Origin of the sequence: Rhodococcus sp. NPDC058505 (assembly GCF_042720095.1) — a bacterium.
Classification (GTDB): domain Bacteria; phylum Actinomycetota; class Actinomycetes; order Mycobacteriales; family Mycobacteriaceae; genus Rhodococcus_G.
Genome location: NZ_JBHXNB010000041.1, coordinates 1 through 15,370, shown reverse-complemented (window position 1 = coordinate 15,370; position 15,370 = coordinate 1). Strand labels below are relative to the sequence as shown.

14 protein-coding genes and 1 riboswitch are annotated in these 15,370 nt (G+C 70.7%); of the genes, 8 read left to right on the top strand and 6 right to left on the bottom strand.

Annotated elements, in window-relative coordinates; all coding sequences use genetic code 11:
• Nucleotides 1-721, top strand: a 721-nt coding sequence (locus ACFWPA_RS19075) for a hypothetical protein (RefSeq protein WP_378571505.1), incomplete at its 5' end; no start/stop codon positions are given.
• Between the two features lie 198 nt (nt 722-919).
• On the opposite strand, the gene ACFWPA_RS19070 is transcribed toward ACFWPA_RS19075, so the two are convergent.
• From ACFWPA_RS19070 to ACFWPA_RS19055, 4 genes are all read right to left on the bottom strand, one after another.
• Complete coding sequence (locus ACFWPA_RS19070) at nt 920-2,623, bottom strand: cytochrome bc complex cytochrome b subunit (protein WP_378508414.1); 1,704 nt, start codon at nt 2,621-2,623, stop codon at nt 920-922.
• Nucleotides 2,620-3,762 carry a ubiquinol-cytochrome c reductase iron-sulfur subunit gene (locus ACFWPA_RS19065; RefSeq protein ID WP_378571503.1) on the bottom strand — a complete coding sequence of 381 codons (1,143 nt, stop codon included), beginning with the start codon at nt 3,760-3,762 and terminating at the stop codon, nt 2,620-2,622. The genes ACFWPA_RS19070 and ACFWPA_RS19065 overlap by 4 nt, the downstream gene beginning before the upstream one ends.
• Nucleotides 3,759-4,610, bottom strand: a complete 852-nt coding sequence (locus ACFWPA_RS19060) for a c-type cytochrome (RefSeq protein WP_378508416.1) — start codon at nt 4,608-4,610, stop codon at nt 3,759-3,761. Before ACFWPA_RS19060 ends, ACFWPA_RS19065 begins: the two co-directional genes overlap by 4 nt.
• Nucleotides 4,611-4,672: 62 nt before the next feature.
• Complete coding sequence (locus ACFWPA_RS19055) at nt 4,673-5,284, bottom strand: heme-copper oxidase subunit III (protein WP_378508417.1); 612 nt, start codon at nt 5,282-5,284, stop codon at nt 4,673-4,675.
• Between the two features lie 126 nt (nt 5,285-5,410).
• Here ACFWPA_RS19055 and ACFWPA_RS19050 point away from each other — a divergent pair, with 126 nt between their 5' ends.
• The 3 genes from ACFWPA_RS19050 (at nt 5,411) to trpD (ending at nt 8,189) form a co-directional block, all read left to right on the top strand.
• Nucleotides 5,411-5,863, top strand: a complete 453-nt coding sequence (locus ACFWPA_RS19050) for a hypothetical protein (RefSeq protein WP_378508418.1) — start codon at nt 5,411-5,413, stop codon at nt 5,861-5,863.
• A 108-nt stretch (nt 5,864-5,971) separates the two neighbouring features.
• Nucleotides 5,972-7,069: a hypothetical protein gene (locus ACFWPA_RS19045; RefSeq protein WP_378508419.1), complete on the top strand. Its 1,098-nt coding sequence runs from the start codon at nt 5,972-5,974 to the stop codon at nt 7,067-7,069.
• 85 nt (nt 7,070-7,154) lie between these two features.
• The gene (gene trpD, locus ACFWPA_RS19040) at nt 7,155-8,189 is read left to right on the top strand and encodes an anthranilate phosphoribosyltransferase (RefSeq protein WP_378508420.1); all 1,035 of its coding nucleotides are present in this window, start codon (nt 7,155-7,157) and stop codon (nt 8,187-8,189) included.
• 42 nt (nt 8,190-8,231) lie between these two features.
• On the opposite strand, the gene ACFWPA_RS19035 is transcribed toward trpD, so the two are convergent.
• Both ACFWPA_RS19035 and ACFWPA_RS19030 read right to left on the bottom strand, forming a co-directional pair.
• Nucleotides 8,232-8,507, bottom strand: a complete 276-nt coding sequence (locus ACFWPA_RS19035) for an Lrp/AsnC family transcriptional regulator (RefSeq protein WP_378508421.1) — start codon at nt 8,505-8,507, stop codon at nt 8,232-8,234.
• Between the two features lie 36 nt (nt 8,508-8,543).
• Nucleotides 8,544-10,238, bottom strand: coding sequence for a DEDD exonuclease domain-containing protein (locus ACFWPA_RS19030; protein WP_378571501.1), 1,695 nt, complete (start codon nt 10,236-10,238; stop codon nt 8,544-8,546).
• Nucleotides 10,239-10,696: 458 nt separating this feature from the next.
• A riboswitch (cyclic di-AMP (ydaO/yuaA leader) is annotated at nt 10,697-10,860 on the top strand.
• 12 nt (nt 10,861-10,872) lie between these two features.
• Between ACFWPA_RS19030 and ACFWPA_RS19025 the strand changes: the two genes are divergently transcribed.
• From ACFWPA_RS19025 to ACFWPA_RS19010, 4 genes are all read left to right on the top strand, one after another.
• A complete protein-coding gene (locus ACFWPA_RS19025; protein ID WP_378508423.1) occupies nt 10,873-11,439 on the top strand; it encodes an NlpC/P60 family protein in 567 nt (188 codons plus the stop codon).
• A gap of 212 nt (nt 11,440-11,651) precedes the next feature.
• Nucleotides 11,652-12,695, top strand: coding sequence for an NlpC/P60 family protein (locus ACFWPA_RS19020; protein WP_378508424.1), 1,044 nt, complete (start codon nt 11,652-11,654; stop codon nt 12,693-12,695).
• A 74-nt stretch (nt 12,696-12,769) separates the two neighbouring features.
• A complete protein-coding gene (locus tag ACFWPA_RS19015; protein ID WP_378571499.1) occupies nt 12,770-14,053 on the top strand; it encodes a peptidase MA family metallohydrolase in 1,284 nt (427 codons plus the stop codon).
• A 46-nt stretch (nt 14,054-14,099) separates the two neighbouring features.
• Entirely contained in the window at nt 14,100-15,224 is a 1,125-nt protein-coding gene (locus ACFWPA_RS19010) for a glycosyltransferase family 4 protein (RefSeq protein WP_378508426.1), read from the top strand.
• Nucleotides 15,225-15,370: the final 146 nt, after the last annotated feature.

Below are 15,370 nucleotides of genomic sequence, written 5' to 3'. Positions count from 1 at the left end.
CGCCACACCCCACCGGGTGTGGCGCCCGCGGCGTTTCGGCGTCCCTGCCCTACGCTGGCGGCACACGATCGCCCCCGGACTCGGGGGCGCGCGGCGAGGGGGAGTGGCGATGGACCGGGCACGGGCGGCGCGGATCGGGACGGAGCGGGACCCGCTCGCCTCACCACCCGGACCCGTCGTCCTCGCGGTCACCGTCGCCGCGGTCGCCGCGCTGACGGTCCTGCTGGCGGACTGGTGGCCGGGGACCCGGAACCTGACCGACGCGGACCGGTTCTTCTTCGGCGCACCCATCCTGCTGGTGCTGCTCGTGACAGGGCTGGTGTGGGCGATCAAGACCCTGTATGTGGTGGGCCGGGACCGGCGGTGGTCCCGGTGGATCCTGGCCGCCCCCGCGGCGGTGCTCGCGGGTGGGCTGCTCCTGTCGGTGCTGCCGGTGGCCGACTTCGAGTCGGCGCGGGCGGACCTCGACGCCTACGTGGCCGCGATGCCCGACGATCCGGAGCATCGGGCGGAGGATGTGCGGATCGGTGGCCTCGAGTTGTCGCGGGTCTTCGTCGGGCGGGACGGCGCGGTGTTCTTCGTTGATGACGATGCGACGTTCCTGACGGTGACCTCCGGCTGGGCGTATGCGCCGGACGGTGCACCCGCGGGAGATGTCGACCTCACCGCCACCGACCTCGGCGGCGGCTGGTACAGCTACACCGAGGTGTGGCGGGACTGAGCCGCGGCCAGCGCCGAGACCGCGGGGTGGGCCGAGACTGCGGCGTGGGCAGTGCGAGCGTCACCGGTATGGCGACGCTCAGCGGCAGGGGCGGGTTCACCTCCACCTCACGCGACCCGTATCCGTTGACCAGAAACGGGGAAGGCCCCGAACCCTGTGCGGGTTCGGGGCCTTCCCCGTGTGCGAGCGTGACCGGAGTCAGTGCTTGGCGTCGCCGTCGGAGGAGTCGATGGCGTGCGAGCCGCTGGGCGCCTCGGACTCGACGCCGTGCGCCTTGTCCTGGTACGCCTTGAGGATCGCGAGCTGCTCGTGCTCCTTCTCGTGCTCGGCGGCAACCAGTGCGGCCGCCTCGTCGGCCGGGTCCGCGACCATCAGGCTGCCCAGGCCGGGCTTGCCCGCGGAGCCGAGCTTGTTCATCTTCTTCGGGATCGCCGCGCCCTGGTACGCCAGCGGGATCGGGTGGCCGTGGTCGTCCACGGGGCCGAGCGGCTGGTGCACCTCGACGTACTCACCGTGCGGCAGGCGCTTGATCACGCCGGTCTCGATGCCGTGCTCGAGCACCGCGCGGTCGCTGCGCTGCAGCCCGATGCAGAACCGGTAGGTGATGAAGTAGACGATCGGCGGCAGCAGCACCAGGCCGATGCGGCCCATCCACGTCGTCGCGTTCAGCGAGATGTCGAACTTGAACGCGATGATGTCGTTGATGCACATCAGCGTCAGGATCACGTAGAAGACGATGGCCATCGCGCCGATGCCGGTGCGGACCGGGACGTCACGCGGACGCTGCAGCAGGTTGTGGTGCGCATCGTCCTTGGTGAACTTCTTCTCGATCCACGGGTAGGCGATCAGTGCCGTGAACACCAGGCCCATGATCAGCGCGACCGCGAACACCGCGGGCACCGTGTAGCGGCCCCCGAACGGATAGATCTCCCACGCCGGCCACAGTCGAGCCATGCCGTCCGTCCACATCATGTAGATGTCGGGCTGCGAGCCCGCGGACACCTGCGACGCGTTGTACGGGCCGATGTTCCAGATCGGGTTGATCTGCAGCACGCCACCCATGACGGCGAGGATGCCGAAGGTGAAGGCGAAGAACGCGCCACCCTTGAGGGCGAACACCGGGAGGATCCGGACGCCGACGACGTTGTCCTCGGTGCGGCCGGTGCCCGGGAACTGGGTGTGCTTCTGGTACCAGACCAGCGCCAGGTGGGCGCCGATCAGGGCCAGGATGATGCCGGGAACCAGCAGCACGTGCGCGACGTACAGGCGCGGGATGATCAGCGTGCCAGGGAAGTCGCCGTCGAAGATCAGGAACTGCAGCCAGCTGCCGACGATCGGAACCGAGAGCGTGATGCCGGACAGGGCGGCGCGGAGGCCGGTGCCGGACAGCAGGTCGTCGGGCAGGGAGTAGCCGAAGAAGCCCTCGAACATCGCCAGGATCAGCAGCAGCGAGCCGATCACCCAGTTCGCCTCACGCGGGCGACGGAACGCACCGGTGAAGAAGATGCGCAGCAGGTGGATGATGATCGACGCGGCGAACATCAGCGCGGCCCAGTGGTGGATCTGCCGGACGAACAGGCCACCGCGCACCTCGAACGAGATGTTCAGGGTGGTCGCGTATGCCTTCGACATCTCGACGCCGCGCAGCGGCTGGTAGGCGCCGTTGTAGACGACCTCCGCCATCGACGGGTCGAAGAACAGGGTGAGGTACACACCCGAGATCAGCAGGATGATGAAGCTGTACAGCGCGATCTCGCCGAGCATGAAGGACCAGTGGGTCGGGAAGACCTTGTTGATCTGCTTGCGCATGCCCGCCGCGAGGTGGTACCGCGAATCCAGGTTCTCGCCCGCCTTCGCGGCGTGCGCTGCGGCCTTCGACTGGCCGCCAGTGATGGTTGTCATGAACGACGCTCCCAAAATCCGGGGCCGAGGGCCTCGACGAAGTCACCGTTGGCGACGAGGAAGCCCTCTTCGTTGACTGTAATCGGCAACTGGGGGAGGGCGCGAGCGGCGGGACCGAAGATCGGCTTACCGAAGTGCAGGGCGTCGAACTGCGACTGGTGGCACGGGCACAGGATCCGGTTGGTCTGCTGCTCGTACAGCGAGGTCGGGCAGCCCAGGTGGGTGCACAGCTTCGAGTACGCCCAGTAGTCGCCGAAGTTGAAGCTCTCCTGGCCCTTGCGGCGGACCGCGCGGTCGCTGTCCTCGGTCCGCAGGCGAATCAGCATGACCGGGTTGTCGGCCCGCTTGAGCGCGTGCGCGAGGGCCTTCTCGTTGCCACGCTCGGACTCACGGAACGGGAACACCGTCTCCATCGCGCCCGCGTCGAGGTCCTCCGGGCGCACCAGCACGATGTCGTGCGGGCGGCCGGTGTAGCGGCGCAGGTAGATGGTCTCGCCGGGGAACGTCGGGGTCCAACCCGAGGTCCACAGGTCCGACTTGTCGCCCTTGGCCCACGGGTTCTTGATCAGGCCACCGAGCGGCATGATCGCCATGACGCCGAGCGCGCCAGCACCGAAGCCGAGGGACCGCTTGATCAGCTTGCGGCGACCCAGCGTCGACGTCTCCAGCGAGTCGCCGAGCTGGGCGACGATGGTCCGACGGTCGACCTCGGCGGAACCGCCCTGGTCGTGCCGGTCCTGGATGGAGACCTCTTCGGGGATGAACTTCTTGGTGAACAGCACGGCACCGACACCGAGGCCGAGGATCGCCAGACCCATCGTCAGGCCGATCAGCGGGGTGTAGAGGCTGTACATGTCGTAGCCCTCTTCACCCATGCCCTTGTACTCCCAGGGCCAGAAGAGGTAGATCGCGATGAACGCGATCGCGGAGATGCCGGCGAGCGCGAACCAGTAGGCGACGGCGCGCTCGGCGCGCTTCTCGGCCTTGGTGCCCTCGACCGTCCAACGCTCGCGCCGGAACGCGACGTCGACCCCGTCCAGGTTGGTGCCCAGGGTGACGAGTTCGTCGCGACTCATCGCGTCGAGCTCCTTCGGGGTGTAGTCCTTCTTCGGCGTATCGCCGTGACCGGCGTCGCTCATGACCTTGCTCCGATCCACAGTGCTGCGCCGACAACGGCAACGATTCCGATGGCCCACATGGCCATGCCCTCGGACGCCGGACCGAAGCCACCGAGGCCGTAGCCGCCGGGGTTCTTCGTCTCGCCTGCGGACTTGATGAAGGCGATGATGTCGCGCTTCTCGTCCGGGCTGAGCTGACGATCCGAGAACTTGGGCATGTTCTGCGGGCCGGTGGCCATGGCCTGGTAGATCTGCTGCTCGCTGGCCGGGTCGAGCGGGGGAGCGAACTTACCGGAGGACAGCGCGCCGCCGCGGCCGGTGAAGTTGTGGCAGGAGGCGCAGTTCAGGCGGAACAGCTCGCTGCCGCGGGCGATGTCGTTGCCGCGCAGCGAGGTGGTCGCCACCTCGCCGTTCTCGTCCCGCACCACGGTCGGGCCGCCGCCGTTGGCCTGGATGTAGGCACCGATCGCGTCGGTCTGCCGCGCATCGAACTTCGGCGGCTTGCGCAGGGCCTGGGCCTCGTTGCGCATCGCGGGCATGCGGCCCGACGAGACCTGGAAGTACACGGCGGCCTCACCGACACCGATCAGGCTGGGGCCGCGGTCCTGCACACCCTGCAGGTTCGCGCCGTGGCAGGTGACACACGAGGTGTCGTACAGCTGCTTGCCCTCACGGATCAGCGCGGACTGGTCCTCGGACGCGGTCGCGACCTGCGGCGCAGGCGTCAGGGCCGAGGCGAGGAAGCCGGCGCCGACGAGCCCCATCATCAGGATCAGGGCGCCGGTGACGCGGCGACGGAACTTGCGCTGACGACGGGCTTTCGTGGCAGTCGCGCTGTCGGCGGCTGGTGAAGGGGGGGATGAACTCATCTGTATCCCTTTGGTCTCGCGGGACGGACTGAACGGACTGGGCTGGGTACTGCGTTCAGCTTCTAACGGATGAAATAGATGGTGGCGAACAGGCCGATCCACACGATGTCGACGAAGTGCCAGTAGTACGAGACGACGATCGCAGCCGTCGCCTGCGCGGGAGTGAACTTGCTGACCTTGGTTCGCACGATCAAGAAGACGAAAGCGACGAGGCCACCGATGACGTGCAGGCCGTGGAAGCCGGTCGTGATGTAGAAGACCGACCCGTAGGCGCTGCTCGAGAAGGTGGTGCCGTGCTGCACCAGGTGGAGGTACTCGTATGCCTGTCCGAGCACGAAGAACGTGCCCATGGCCAGGGTCAGGATGTACCACCGGCGCAGGCCGAAGACGTCGCCGCGCTCGGCGGCGAAAACGCCCATCTGGCAGGTGAACGACGACGCCACGAGCACCGCGGTGACCGGCACGGCGAGTGCCAGGTTCAACTCCGTGGGCTCCGGCGGCCAGTTGCCGTTCGCCTGCGCGCGCGCGACAAAATACATCGCGAACAAACCAGCGAAGAACATCAACTCACTGGACAGCCAGACAATGGTGCCGACGCTGACCATGTTCGGCCGGTTCAGCGAGTGCACGCGCTGGGTGATTGCGGATCCTTGGGTCCCTACTGCGCTCGTCACAGAAGGAAGTATGACGCCTTGTCGTACGACGGGACCACCCGGGTCCGTTCTTGGCGCGTCGTGCCCGAATTCCAGTATGCCCCAGCCCGCGATTGTGCAGGTGGGCGCTCGTGGGAGAGTGGTCACATGGCGCGGGCACGTTGGTGGCGGACACTTTTCGGCAGGGGAGGAACGGTGCCGCTGGACCGGGACCGCACCGATCTGGTGGTGGTCGCGGCGAGCTTCGACGACACCGAATCGTGCAGCGCCGCGCTCGAGCGTGGGGCCGCGACGACCCCGGCGTGGGTGGCCGAGGACGAGGCGGTCCTGCGGCATCACCTGCGGCTGCCCGCCCGCGCCGTGGCCGGCGCCGCGGAGCTCGCCGCGCAGGACGGCTACACCGTCGCCGTGCGGCCAGTAGACGCACCGGAGGCGGCCCCCGGCGACGAACTCGTCGCCCTGACCCTGGTGCGCACCCAGGCCCTCGACGCACTGCACTGTGCGCAGGAGAAGTCGCGGATGGCGGGGCTCGCGCAGCGGGCGGGGGGCACGGCGGTCGGATGGGACGCGCTGCAACCGGTCGGCGGGGACGCCGGCTGACCCGAGGCCGGCCCGGCACCGGGGCGTCCGATACTCTGCCGCGGCGAAACGCACGACGGTCCCGGGGAGGGCGCGCCGTGCCGGGGGATCACATGGGGGTTGCGGGTGTTGCGTGGTGTCGTATCGGTCGGTCTTGCGGTGGCGCTGTGCCTCGGGGTGTCGGGATGCGCCCAACTCGAGGGCACCCCGATCCCGGCGAGCGACGCCGCGGCCGCGCCGGATCCGGCCGCTGGCGGGTCCTCGGAAGCCGCGGAGGGGGGCTCGTCGGGCGCGCTGGTCGACCTGATGGCGCGGATCCGCGGCACCGACAGCTGCGCGATCCACGATCGCGGGTACGCCGAGCGGTGGGGCACCCGGACCGCCGTGAACACCGGCCCGGGGCTGTCCGGATGCACCCTCGTGGTCGGCGACGGTCAGGGCCCGATCCACGTGTTCGAGCTGACGATGGGCAGCGCGCGGGCGCGGGCCGACATCGAGGCGAACGCGGAAACCGTCGGCGGGCACACCGTCTACCGCGATCCCGGCCCCGACGACGACATCTCTCGGGACACCTGCTGGTATCACCTGCCGCAGGTGGACGACGGTGACGCCTTCGGCCGCTACGCGACGCTGCGCGTGCGCCGGGTCGGGTCCGACGGCAAGGCGATCGGCGAGTGGCCGGACCGCTGCGCGGCGGCCAGCGACTACCTGGCCCGGATCATCGACCGGATCGTGGCGCTGCCGCCGCGAGCGGTCCCGGTCGAGGGCCGCTCCCTGATCGGAAAGGACCCGTGCCTTGAGGACCTGGTGCGCGCGAGTTTCCCGGACTGGACCGTCCACCGGCCGACGGTCGGCGTCGGCCAGTGCGGGTACGGCCTCACCAGGGACGGCGAGGCGTATCGGGTGGAGGTCGAGGTGCTGTTCAGCCTCAACCCCGAGCAGGCGCTGTACGACGGCGCGCGGCCGATCACGCTGGCAGGCCTGACCGGGATCGAGTCGTCCGACGGCGTCCCCGATCCGGGCCAATGGGAGCGGCCCCGGTACTGCGGGGTGAACCTCACCTACCGGCCGTCGGAGCCGGCCGGGGAGTGGAACGGGCACCTGATCGACGTCGAGGTCCACCCCAAGAAGCTCGACGCCGCCGCCGAGGCGAGCGGGCCGATCCCGTTCGACCCGTGCGAGCGGGTGCACGACCTGGCGACCCGGGTCGTCGCCGCGGTCGGGTGACCACCGGCCACCGCCGGTCGTTCCCTGCCGGGACGACGTCATAAGCTGCACCCCGGATCACAGCGACGACGAAGAGGCGGTTGGAATGGGGACGTGGCCCGAGGTGCTCGGCGCTCTGACGGACGGACGCGATCTCGATGCGGCCACCGCCTCGTGGGCGATGGGCGAGATCATGTCCGACAACGCCACCTCCGCCCAGATCGCGGCGTTCGGCATCGCGCTGAAGATGAAGGGCCCCACGCCGTCCGAGGTGCGGGGGATCGCGGATGCGATGCTCGCGCACGCCCGTCCCCTCGACGTCGATTCCGATGCCGTCGACATCGTCGGTACCGGCGGCGACCGGCAGCACACCGTGAACATCTCGACGATGGCGTCGGTGGTGGTCGCGGCGGCCGGGGTGCGGGTCGTCAAGCACGGCAACCGGGCCGCGTCGTCGAAGAGCGGCGGTGCGGACGTGCTCGAGGCGCTCGGTGTCCGGATCAGCCTGGACCCGGCCGCGGTCGCGGCGTGCGTGCGTGAGGTGGGGATCGGCTTCTGCTTCGCGCCGACGTTCCATCCGGCGTTCCGATTCACGTCCGGTCCCCGCAAGGAGATCGGCATCCCGACGGTGTTTAACGTGCTCGGACCGTTGACCAACCCGGCCCGCCCCCGCGCCGGCCTGATCGGGTGCGCATTCGCGGACCTGCAGCCGGTGGTCGCCGGCGTGCTCGCCGAGCGCGGGGTGACGGCGCTGGTGGTCCGCGGCGACGACGGACTGGACGAGATCACCACCTCGACCACCAGCACCGTGTTCGTCGTCGAGGGTGGGAAGGTGCGCGAGGACCGGATCGATCCGACCGCGGTCGGGGTGGCCCGGGTGCCGCTGGACGCCCTGCGGGGTGGGGACGCCGAGGCGAACGCGGTGATCGCGCGGGCGGTCCTTGCCGGTGACCGCGGCGCCGTGCACGACGCTGTCGTGCTCAATGCGGGTGCCGCGATCGCCGCCCATCGCGGCCTGGGCGGCGACCTGACCGAGGCCCTGCGTGCGGGGATGGGCAGGGCCGTCGAGGTCATCGACAGCGGCGCCGCCGCGGCGTTGCTGGACCGCTGGGTCGCGGTCAGTACCCGCCTCGCCGGCTGACCGCCAGCCCGCGCCGAGGCGCGGCGGCGGCGCAGGCCGGTGTCACTCGCCGATGGAGAAGGCGGCCTCGACGTCCGCGCTCGCATAGGAACGGAACGCGATGTGGGTGGTGGTGCGCAGCACCCCGTCCACCTTGTTGATCGAGCCCGTCACCACATCGGCGATCTGCTCGTGGTCGCGGACCTTGACGATCGCGATCAGATCGACGTCGCCCGCGCACGAGTACACCTCGGACACCCCGGTGATGTCGGCGACGGCCTGCGCGGTCTCGGGGATGCGGTTCGCCTCGGCGTGAATGAGGACGATGGCGTTGATCATCTCGCTCCTTACTAATAGGGGTGGGTGGTCCTCAGCCTAGGACGCCGCGCCCCGCGCGAGCGCGCACCACTGCTGCCACGCGCCTGCACCGTGCGCGGGTTCGGCGTACCCGTGGCTGGTGCGGACGATCCGAACGCCGGGGCCGTCGAGCCAGGACGCGATCAACCCGACCTCCCCTGCCGTCGCGCCACGCAGCGGCGACGGGTCGGGCAGCACCGTCTCCGCGGACAGCGTCAGGGCGTCCACCACCGGCATCGGCGGGACGCCCCGCTGCGCGACACCCGCGGAGGCGAGCCTGCCGCTGCGGATCACCGCGAACTCCCAGCCGCCGCCGTCGCGGGGGCGGGCCGCGATCAGTTCGTCGACGGCGGCGACCGCGGCGAGCCGTTGGCAGCGGCGCAGCGCCGTGCCGAGGGCGGCGGTGCGGTCCCGCTGCCGGGCGGCGCTCTCGAACAGTTCGGTGGTCGCGAGGTGGTCGATCCGGGCGCGCAGCCGGTGCAGGGCGGTGTCGTCGGCGCCGCGGATGAGGGCGCGGGCGGCGTCGACGGCCGCGCCGTACCCGGCCGGGTCCTGCGGCTCCCCGCCGGCCGGGCAGCCGCCGACCGCCGCGTCCGGGCAGTCCGCCCCGTGCAGCTGATCGGGTCGAATCTTTTTGGTGCAGCTGCGGATTCGGCATGCTTCGGCGATCGTGGCTGCCACGTCGGCGGCGTCGGTGCGGCTCGTGAACGGGCCGAGGGCGTCGGGTCGCGGCGTCCGCGTGATCGAGAACCGGGGAAACGGTTCCTCGGTCATGGTGATCCACCACGCGCGTTTCGGGAACTTCGAGCGGCGGTTGTAGGGCGGGGCGTGCGCGGCGAGCAGGCGCAGTTCGCGCACCGCGGCCTCAAGCCCGTGCGCGCACTCGACGTGGTCGACGCGGGTGGCGAGGGCCACCATCTCCTTCATCCGGGCACGGGTCTCGGATCCGGTGAAGTAGCCGCGGACCCGGCGCTGCAGGTTCACGGCGGTGCCGACGTAGAGGACCTCGTCGGAGGGGCCGCGGAACAGATAGACGCCGGGGGTGCGGGGCAGGTGCGCGGCGAGCCCCCGCTTGCCCCGTTGGGCCGCCGACACGTTGGGCAGGTAATCGACGAGCTCGGGATAGCTGTGCACGCCGAGGTTGCCGACCCGCTCGATCAGGGCGTGCAGAACGTCGACGGTGGCGCGGGCGTCGTCGAGGGCCCGGTGCGTGGGTCGGGTGGTGACCTGGAACAGGTCGGCAAGGGCGGACAGCTTCACCGACGGCGCCTCCTCCCTGGACAGCACCCGGCGGGCGAGCTTGACCGTGCACAGCACCTGGAACGGCGGCCAGGCGAGGTCGAGCCGCGACGCCGCGGCCTTCAGGAATCCGACGTCGAACGGTGCGTTGTGGGCGACGAGGACGGCGCCGCGGGCGAACTCGAGGAAGCTGGGCAGCACCCGCTCGATGCGCGGGGCGTCGACGAGCATCGCGGAGGTGATGCCGGTGAGCTGGACGATGTACGGGGGCACGGTGCGACCGGGGTCGACGAGGGTGCCGAGTTCGCCGATCACCTCACCGCCGCGGATCTTGACCGCGCCGATCTCGGTGATGGCGTCCTCGCCTGCGCTGCTGCCGGTGGTCTCGAGGTCGACGACGACGAAGGTGGTGTCCCGCAGCGGGGTGTCCAGCTCGTCGAACGTCAGCTGGTGTGCGGCGTCACGGGAACTCACCTGGCCGAGGCTAGGCGGCGGCACCGACAGGCCCGCCGACACGCCGTTCCGGCCGTGTTGAGACGAGCGTCACACGGATCCGGATTTGCCGTCGGCGTCGGGTCGGCGCCGCCGTCCCGCCCGGCGGATGTCGCTACCGGGTTGCGGGCTCCATGCGGCGGGCGGCCCCGCGCCGACCGAGTGGTCGGTTGTGATCGCCCGCAGGGTACTGAACTGGACGAACGAACCGTGCTGGTGCGGGTGACGGGCGTCGTCGCCGGGTCCGCGGCAGGCGGCGGGTGAACACAGACCAGGTGGTCGTTATCGGTTTGTGATCAAGATCGGGCCGGACGGTCGGTTGGTGGGCGAAACGCGACAATTGTCCGGTTTGCTCGCCCGGTCGAATCGACAGCGGCGGGGGCCTTTCGTAATCTCGTTGAGACCTTGCGGAGTCTTGCCGCGCCACACCGGCGCAGCATCGCGAGGTACCGCCTAATCGATGGCCCGCAAGGGAATCGAATCGGGGACCCACGTTTCCACTGGGGTGAATCCCGTCGGAGCGCAGCCGCGCGCCGCCGGGTAGGGCTGATCTTCCCAGCCCGAACCCGTCAGCTAACCCGGTCGGCGGCAGAATGGAAGAAAGGCCCCTCCTTTCGTGGCAACACCGATCATCAAGGCCCGGCGCGTCGCCGTCGCAGGCATTCTCGCCGTCGGCGCGATCACCGCCTCCGCGGCGCCCGCCCTTGCCGAGCCCGTCACGGTTCCCGGCGTCGGCACCTTCGACATCCCCGGCGTTCCCGCGCAGACCATCGAGATCCCCGGGCTCCCGCAGCTCCCGGTCCTCCCCGGTGCCCCCGCGCCCGCCCCTGCCCCCATTCTCACCGCAGGCCAGAAGGCCGTCGAGGCGGCAGCCAGCAAGATTGGCTCGCCGTACGTGTGGGGTGCCGCAGGCCCGGACGCCTTCGACTGCTCCGGCCTGATCCAGTGGGCCTTCAAGCAGGCGGGCCTGAACCTGCCGCGCACCAGCTACGACCAGGCGGCAGCGGGAACGCCGGTGGCCACCAACGCGCTGCAGCCCGGTGACGTCGTGTCCTTCTACGGCGGATCGCACTCGGGGATCTACGCGGGCAACGGTGAGGTCATCCACGCCGCCACCTCCGGCACCCCGGTCAAGCGCGCCCCGATCGCCTCGATGCCGATGGACGGCGCCCGCCGCTACTGACATCGCCGCTCGCCACGCTCGGGGAAGAAGCGTGGCGGCCCAGCCGCCGACGGGCCCGTCGATCCACACCGGATCGGCGGGCCCGTCGGCGTATGCGGGGGTGGGTCACCGGCGGGCGGAATGTCCGGAACACCGGGGTGGACATCACGGCGGGCCGTTCCGTAACCTTGCCGAGACCTTTCGGTGAAGAAAAGAACAGGAGCACCCGGCACGTGGCGTCACTGAGGACGCGGTCTACCGCGATCGCAACCGGGCTGCTTTCACTCGTTCTCGTCGCGGCGGGCACCGGGCCCGCGGTGGCCGACCCCGCGATCGACAACCCGACGGCCGCGCTCGAGCGGCTCGCGGACCTGTCCCGCAAGGCCGAACAGACCACCGAGGCGATGCACAACGCGCAGATCGACCTCGACTCCAAGCTGTCCGTGCAGCGCGACGCCGAGGCCCGGCACGAGCAGGACCTGCGCCGTCTCGACGAGGCCAGGGCGACGATGGCCCGGTTCCAGCCCGCGGTGGACCGGCTCACCGTCGCCAACTATCAGGGCGGCCGCGTCAACCGGCTGTTCGCGGTGATGGTGTCGGACTCGCCGCAGCAGCTCCTCGACCAGATGTCGACGCTCAGCGTGCTCTCCGCGGACACCGCCGCGCAGGTCCGCGAGTTCACCGAGGCGAGCGACGCCGCGGTCGCCGCGGAGGAGTCGTCCCGGCAATCCGCGGACGACGCGAGGACGGCCACCGAGCACGCCCGCTCGATCAGCGACGACCTGCAGCGAACCCAGAGCGACCTGCAGGGCCAGATATCCCAGGTCACGGCCGCGTTCGCGGATCTGACCAGCGCGGAGAAGGACACCCTCGCCGGGTCCGCGTTCCCGCCCGGCTTCGACCCGTCGACGGTCCTCGCCGGCCTGGTCCCCGGCGCGAACTCCAGTGCCGTGCAGGCGGCGCTCACCCAGGTCGGCAAGCCCTACGTGTGGGGCGCGACCGGACCCGACGGCTACGACTGCTCGGGCCTGATGGTGTGGGCGTACAAGCAGATCGGCAAGGTCCTGCCCCGCTCGAGTCAGGCGCAGGCCGCGGGCGGAACCCCCGTCCGCAAGGAGAACCTGCAGCCGGGCGACCTGGTGCTCTACTACTCCGACGCCTCGCACGTGGGGATGTACACGGGCAACGGGAACATCGTGCACGCCTCCACCTTCGGCGTCCCGGTGAAGGTGGCGCCGGTCGACGCGTACCCGTTCTACGGCGCGCGCCGGTACTGATCATCGAACGGGGGGACGCGCCGCGGCCGGCTCGCCGCACGATCCGGACCTGGGAGGCGCTGGCGCTGGCCGGGTTGCTGACCGTCGTCGCTGGCGCGGCCGGCCTGGTGCTGCAGCAGCCCTCCGTCGAATCGCAGCAGGCGCCAACCGCGGAGCAGGCCAACCCGTTCGAGGAGGCGCGCCGCACCGGGGTCCGCGACCTGCTGGACCGATGGTCGGCGGCCGTCCGCGCCGGGGACGAGCCCGCGCTCGCCGCGCTGTTCGACCCGGGCGCGATGCCCGAATTCCTGCCCTCCGAGGTGCGGAGGATGCACGCGCTGGCCGCGGTGCCGCTGGCCGACTTCGGGTACGAGATCGGCCGCGGCCCGGAAACGCCGGTGCCGACCGACCTCGCCGAGCAACTGCAGGCCACCGATGTGTGGGCGCCGCAGGTGTATCTGCGCTACGCGATCGCGGGCGCCGATCTTGGGCCGACCCGCAAGCCGGTGGCGTTGGTGGTGGCGCGGCGCGGCGAGCAGTGGAAACTCGTCTCCGACCGTCCGCTCCCGGAGTACGACCGCCGAACCTGGCGTGGGCCCTGGGATTTCGGCCCGGTGACCGTCCGGACCGTGCAGACCGACGGCGGGACATCGGTGGTCATCGGCCATCCGTGGCAGGACGAGCGGGTCGACGCGGTCGCCGCCGACCTCGTGGCGGCGGTGCCCGCCGTCACCGAAATGTGGGGTCCGAACTGGTCCCGCCGAGCGGTGGTGCTGGTGACCGCCGAGCAGGACGAGTTCGCCGCGCAGGTCGGCACCGAGCACAGCGGCGCCGACATCGCGGCCGTCGCGACCTCCGACGCGGTCGCGCCGGACTCCGGTGCCGTCACCGGGCAGCGGGTCGTGTTCAGCCCCACCGCGGGCAACCGCCTGACCGAGGGGGCCCGGCGGTCGGTGCTGCGTCACGAACTCACCCACATCGCCACCCGGGCCGAGACCCTCGACGGGTCGCCGATGTGGATGCTGGAGGGGTTTGCGGACTACGTCGGCCACCGCGGCTCCGGTGTCGACGTCCATGCGGTCGCTCCGACCGTGTCCGCCGCCGTCGCGATGCACGGACCCCCGGACCGACTGCCCGCCGACGCGGACTTCGCGGCAGGTGGTGAACGCGCAACGGTCGCATACGAATCGGCGTGGACGGTGGCGGCGTTCATCGCGGACCAGTTCGGGGAGGACCGGCTGCGGTCGCTGTACCGGGAACTGGCGGCGGGACCCGTCGAGGCGCCGGTTGCCGACGAGCGGATCGAACGGACCCTCGGAATCGACAGCCGGGAACTGGTTGGGCAGTGGGGGTCCTGGCTCGCGGCGCGGATCTCGTGACCGACCCTGCGGCGCGGCAGGTTCGGGTACCGAATACGGTGGACGGATGCGCCGAACCCTGTTGGTGACGAACGACTTTCCACCGCGACCGGGTGGTATCCAGTCCTATCTGCAGTCGCTGACCGCCGCGTTGCCCGCGAACGAGCTGGTGGTGTACGCGCCGCGGTGGCGCGGCGACAGCCACCGCAGGTTCGACGCCGCCCAGCCGTTCGAGGTGGTCCGGCATCCCACCACGCTGATGCTGCCGACCCCGCTGGTGGCACGGAGGGCCGCGAAACTGGTGCGCGCGCACGACTGCGACAGCGTCTGGTTCGGTGCGGCGGCGCCATTGGCGTTGCTTGGCCCGCACCTGCGACGGGCGGGGGCACAGCGGATCGTCGCGAGCACGCACGGCCACGAGGTCGGCTGGTCGATGATCCCCGGGGCACGGCAGGCGCTGCGCCGGATCGGCGACACCACCGATGCGATCACCTATGTCAGCAAGTACACCCGGCGCCGGTTCTCCGCCGCGTTCGGGCCGCACGCCGGCCTCGAGCACGTCCCGCCCGGCGTGGACAGTGACCGCTTCCGCCCGGACCCGGCGGCGCGGGCCGAGCTGCGGGCCCGGTACGGCCTTGGCGAGCGGCCGACCATCCTGTGCCTGTCCCGGCTGGTGCCGCGCAAGGGTCAGGACGTCCTGATCCGGGCGTTGCCGCGGATCCGGGCGGCGATCGACGGTGCGGTGCTGGTGATCGTCGGCGGCGGCCCCTACGCCGAATCCCTGCGCAGGCTCGCGGTCGCGGTCGGCGTCGAGGAGCACGTCGTGTTCACCGGAGGGGTGCCGTCGGCGGAGCTCGCGGCCCACCACACCATCGCCGACGTGTTCGCGATGCCCTGCCGCACCCGGGGCGCGGGACTCGATGTCGAGGGACTCGGGATCGTGTTCCTGGAGGCCTCCGCGACCGGCGTCCCGGTGGTTGCCGGCGATTCCGGTGGCGCCCCGGAGACGGTGCGGGAGGGGGAGACCGGGCACGTCGTCGACGGCCGGTCGGTGCGGTCGGTGGCGGACACGATCGTCGCGGTCCTCTCGGACCGTGACCGGGCAGCGGCGATGGGCGTCGCCGGCCGCACCTGGGTGTCCGAGCAGTGGCGCTGGGATGTCCTCGCGGCCAGGCTGGCCGCGCTGCTGTAAGTCGCCTGCGGCGCCGGGGGGGGGGGGGTTTGTGTGGGTGGGGGTAAATAAAGAAAGGCGCGGCGCCGCGGAGCCACACGAGGGGGGGGGAGGAAAAAAAAAAAAAAAAAAAAAAAACAAAAAAAAAAAAAAAAAAAAGAAGATTG